This window comes from Psychrobacter sp., from assembly GCF_035469765.1.
Lineage (GTDB): Bacteria > Pseudomonadota > Gammaproteobacteria > Pseudomonadales > Moraxellaceae > Psychrobacter.
In genome coordinates this window covers 1-4,489 of record NZ_DATIRM010000152.1, presented here as the reverse complement: position 1 = coordinate 4,489, position 4,489 = coordinate 1, and the positions used below count along the sequence as shown (strand labels likewise).

Genomic DNA, 4,489 nt, shown 5'->3' with positions numbered 1-4,489 from the left:
GCTGTGCAGTCGCTACTTGCTCACTGGTTTTAACAAAGCGGCGTTGACGTTGAGCAAAATCCTCCAGCATAGCAGCAAGCTCATCGACACTAAAATCTGGCCACAGCGTTGGGGTAAAGAACAACTCTGCATAGGCTGATTGCCACAATAAGAAGTTCGAGAGACGGTACTCACCGCCAGTACGTATCAGCATGTCTACTTCTGGCGCATCTGCCAATTGTACATATTTGCCAAGCTGCTCTTTATTAATATCTTCTACTGCCAAATGACCTGCTTGCACCTGCTCTATCAGTTGCTTGGCGGCATGAGCAATATCCCACTTTCCACCATAACTGATAGCAATGACCAATGTCATCGCCTCAAAGTCCGCTGTTTTTTGTTCAGCATCTGCCATCAATAATTGCAAGTCTTCACTTAGCTGACTGCGGTCACCGATAAAACGCAGACGAATATGGTACTTAACCATACGAGGCATTTGTTCATTGATGGTTAAGCTCAGCAAATGCATCAGCAATGCCACCTCGCTTGGTGGTCGCTGCCAATTTTCACTTGAAAAAGCAAATACTGTTAAAACCTCAATGCCCGTACTGACGCAATACTCAACAATAGGGTCTAGTGCGTCTTTGCCAGCTATGTGCCCCTGACCTTTAGCCAAATTATTGAGTTTACCATAACGATTGTTACCGTCCATGATGACAGCAATGTGACGTGGAAGAAGGGCTGGATCTAAAGTATCTGACATAGTCATAGGCTAACTTGCTTGTTGTTGGGGTAAAATAATCATAATGCACGACACGCTATATAAAAATCCTAGCACATATTTTATATGGCAATGATATAAAATACTTAATCGTCTATACGACAACAAACAGCCAATAGCAATATGATACTGGCTGTTTGTTTTAAGTGACTGATTCTAGAAAATAACATATTGATAGCGCATCATTTTTGATAGCAGAAAAGCGTACTTATACTTCCATTAAATCGCTTTCTTTTTTGCTCAGACGGCTATCGATGGTTTCAATGTATTTGTCAGTGATTTTTTGAATGTCATCACTGGCACGGCGCTCATCATCTTCTGAAATTTCTTTCTCTTTTGCTAACTCTTTAATATCATTCATCATATCACGGCGGATATTGCGAATAGAAACGCGGCTGTTTTCTGCTTCCCCACGTGCCAATTTTTGCATATCACGGCGCGTCTCTTGGGTTAATGCTGGCATAGGCACACGAATCACATCAGCAGTCATTGGATTTAGACCTAAGTCTGCTTCGCGAATGGCTTTGTCGATTGCTTGTACCATGGTACGGTCAAACGGCTGCACCAGTAAAGTACGTGAATCTTCAACGTTGACGCTCGCTACTTGGTTTAGCGGCGTAGCAGAGCCGTAATAGCTGACCATCACGCCTGATAACATACCTGGATGCGCGCGTCCCGTACGAACTTTGCTAAAAGTGCTTTCAAGCGCTTCCAAGGTTTTTTGCATGCGTGCTTCGCCGTCTTGCTTAATCTCATTAATCACTATGTATCCTTATTTATCGATACCGATAAATCATTTATTGTTTATTATAAAAACTATTCAGGTATTTTCACAGATAAGTTAATCGTCTTGATTTCACTTATCTTTTGTTATGTTTTTGTGTGCGACACTAATGATAGACGCGTGTGCCTTCATTCTCACCCATCACAACATTTAATAAGGCATTGGGCTTATTCATATCAAAAACTTGCAATGGCACATCGTGCTCACGGCATAATGCAATGGCGGTTAAATCCATCACGCCAAGTTTTTGCTCTAACACTTCATCAAAAGTTAAACCATCGTACTTAACCGCATCAGAATGTAGGCTTGGGTCTTTATCGTAAACGCCGTCTACTTTGGTGGCTTTTAATATCAAACCCGCTTCGATTTCAATACCACGTAAACAAGCAGCGGTATCTGTGGTAAAGAATGGGTTGCCTGTACCGGCAACAAAAATGCATACTTCGCCGTTTTTAAGATAACGAATCGCATTACGACTGCTATAACTTTCAGTGACTTCACCGATTGGCAAGGCTGACATTAGGCGCGTTTTGATATTACGGCGCTCAAGCGCATCACGCATTGCAAGACCGTTCATAACGGTTGCAAGCATACCCATTTGATCGCCTGTAACGCGGCCGACCAAACCCTCTTTTTGTAACTGCGCACCGCGATATAAGTTACCACCGCCAACCACAATACCCACTTGTACACCAAGTCCGCGCAAATGAGCAATAGACAAGCTCATCTTATCAAGAACTTCGGTATCAATACCCATATCTTTAGTACCGGCTAAGGCTTCACCAGAGAGTTTTAGCAAGATACGAGAATAACGCGGGTTTTTGTCAGACATGAGGTCACCTTGTTAGCATTAAATTATAATTAAAGTTATCGGTAAAATACAAATAGAGTTTGCTTTGAGACTTGACGCTAGTGCGATACTGAATAATAAGCAGTTACAACAGTCAAATTGCGCTAATTGTAGCAAAAACTGCCCACTGTTGGGCAATTTTCACTGACATATTATGTGGAAGCTTTAAGCTTTATAGCTGGCAAATAAGTCATATTCGCTAGCATCGTCGATAGTGACGGTTAAGAACTGACCAACTTTGACCTGAGTGTCAATATCATCGACATAGACATGACCGTCAATTTCAGGCGCATCAGCATAACTACGGCAAATCGCAACGCCCTCTTCTGCATCTATTTCATCAACCAAGACCATTAAAGTCTTGCCAATTTTCTCTTGCAGTTTTTGTGCTGAGATATCTTGCTGTAGTGCCATCAAGCGCTCATAGCGCTCTTGTTTAACGTCTTCTGGTACATGATTTGGCAAGTCATTGGCGACCGCACCTTCAACTTCAGAATAGGTGAATGCACCAACGCGATCAAGGCGGGCTTCAACTAACCAATCAAGCAGGCATTGAAAATCTTCTTCAGTTTCACCAGGGAAGCCAACGACGAACGTTGAGCGAATGACGATATCAGGACAAATCTCACGCCATGCGTGAATACGTGCCAAAGTATTTTCGCTATGCGCAGGGCGTTTCATGGCTTTTAGGATGCGATGACTGGCATGTTGGAAAGGGATATCCAAATACGGTAATAGCTTTTTCTCGCCCATTAACTCAACGACTTTATCCACATGTGGATATGGATAAACATAGTGCAGACGCACCCAAATACCTAAATCGTTTAACGCTTGGCATAAGTCATAAAACTTAGACTTCAGCGGCATACCATTCCAAAAGCTGGTTTTGTATTTTAAATCCAGCCCATAAGCAGAGGTATCTTGCGAAATAATTAGTAACTCTTTCACGCCCGCTTTTTTCAGCGCCAGCGCTTCGTTCATCACACTATCAATCGGACGCGACACCAAATCACCACGTAAACTTGGGATGATGCAGAACGTGCAACGGTGATTACAGCCTTCTGATATTTTTAAGTAGGCATAATGGCTTGGGGTTAACTTGATACCCGCCTCATTAATCAAATCTATTTTTGGATCATAACTGGCATCCAAACTGCGATCAGGCTTGGGCACATGTAGTGCCACTGCTCTAATAACTTCATCATAAGCATGAGCGCCAGTCACGGCTAGTACGGCAGGGTGCATTTCACGAATTTTATCCGCTTCTTTACCCAAACAGCCCGTCACGATAACTTTACCGTTTTTGCTGATAGCCTCACCGATGGCATCGAGCGACTCTTGTACCGCTGACTCAATAAAGCCGCAAGTATTGACCACTACTAAGTCTGCGCCTTCATAATCACTGGCTACTTGATAGCCATCACGGCTAAGCTCTGTGATAATACGCTCACTATCGACCAAGGCTTTTGGACAACCAAGTGACACGAACCCAATCTTCGGTGCAACATTAACAGGTGCGTTGGTCGTTGCTGCTGTCGCTTTAGTTGACGCTGCTGAAACTACCTCACTGCTTTGCTCGACACTACGATTTTGATTATGATTGGCTTTATGATGGTAAGGTTGAACACTGTCCGTCGAGCTTTGCGCGGGCGTTGCTGTCGGCTTAGCAGGATTAAAGAGAGTGGCAGTGTCTTTTGGCATAGAAGCTGATGATGTAGAAGCTGGCTGTGAAGGGGCAATAGTCGTATTAACGGACTCGGTAGAAATATTGGGCATGGCTAACCTTGCTAGAGATAAATTGGCTGTGCGCATTGTACGTTTTTTTTGCAAAAATCGCCAGTTTTGCCGCTCTATAGTGTTGATTTATGGTTAAATATTATATCGAGCCTCTATTTATCTAGGTATTACTCATGACCGCTGATTTTATAAGCGCAAAACCAACGCCTGACTTAGCCTTTATCTCACAGCATTTGTTTACGGCTATCTTGTGGGTCAACGATGAATTGTCTATTAGTTGGCTAAACACCCAAGCTGAGCAGTTACTAGCGATCAGTAGCGGACGCTTGCTTAACCAGTCTATATTGATGCTACTTGC

General features: G+C 43.2%; 4 protein-coding genes and 1 pseudogene. 1 reads left to right on the top strand and 4 read right to left on the bottom strand.

All coding sequences use genetic code 11. The features are described 5' to 3' along the window. The 4 genes from uppS to rimO all read right to left on the bottom strand — a co-directional run. Window positions 1-748, bottom strand: a 748-nt coding sequence (gene uppS / locus VLN09_RS04320) for a polyprenyl diphosphate synthase (RefSeq protein ID WP_325244027.1), incomplete at its 3' end; no start/stop codon positions are given. Between the two features lie 220 nt (window positions 749-968). Further along, window positions 969-1,523, bottom strand: a complete 555-nt coding sequence (frr, locus tag VLN09_RS04315) for a ribosome recycling factor (protein ID WP_325244025.1) — start codon at window positions 1,521-1,523, stop codon at window positions 969-971. Window positions 1,524-1,650: 127 nt separating this feature from the next. Continuing rightward, window positions 1,651-2,376 carry a UMP kinase gene (gene pyrH, locus VLN09_RS04310; protein WP_011514039.1) on the bottom strand — a complete coding sequence of 242 codons (726 nt, stop codon included), beginning with the start codon at window positions 2,374-2,376 and terminating at the stop codon, window positions 1,651-1,653. Between the two features lie 183 nt (window positions 2,377-2,559). Continuing rightward, window positions 2,560-4,170 (bottom strand): 30S ribosomal protein S12 methylthiotransferase RimO, encoded by a 1,611-nt coding sequence (gene rimO / locus VLN09_RS04305; protein ID WP_325244021.1) that lies wholly within the window; start codon window positions 4,168-4,170, stop codon window positions 2,560-2,562. 134 nt (window positions 4,171-4,304) lie between these two features. Between rimO and VLN09_RS04300 the strand changes: the two are divergent. Next, window positions 4,305-4,489, top strand: a pseudogene (locus VLN09_RS04300) (two-component sensor histidine kinase); the annotation flags it as partial.

What these genes read in the sequence shown, in the direction of transcription:
- rimO (WP_325244021.1), bottom strand. Translation starts at nt 4,170, where the DNA reads ATGCCCAATATTTCTACCGAGTCCGTTAATACGACTATTGCCCCTTCA.
- pyrH (WP_011514039.1), bottom strand. Translation starts at nt 2,376, where the DNA reads ATGTCTGACAAAAACCCGCGTTATTCTCGTATCTTGCTAAAACTCTCT.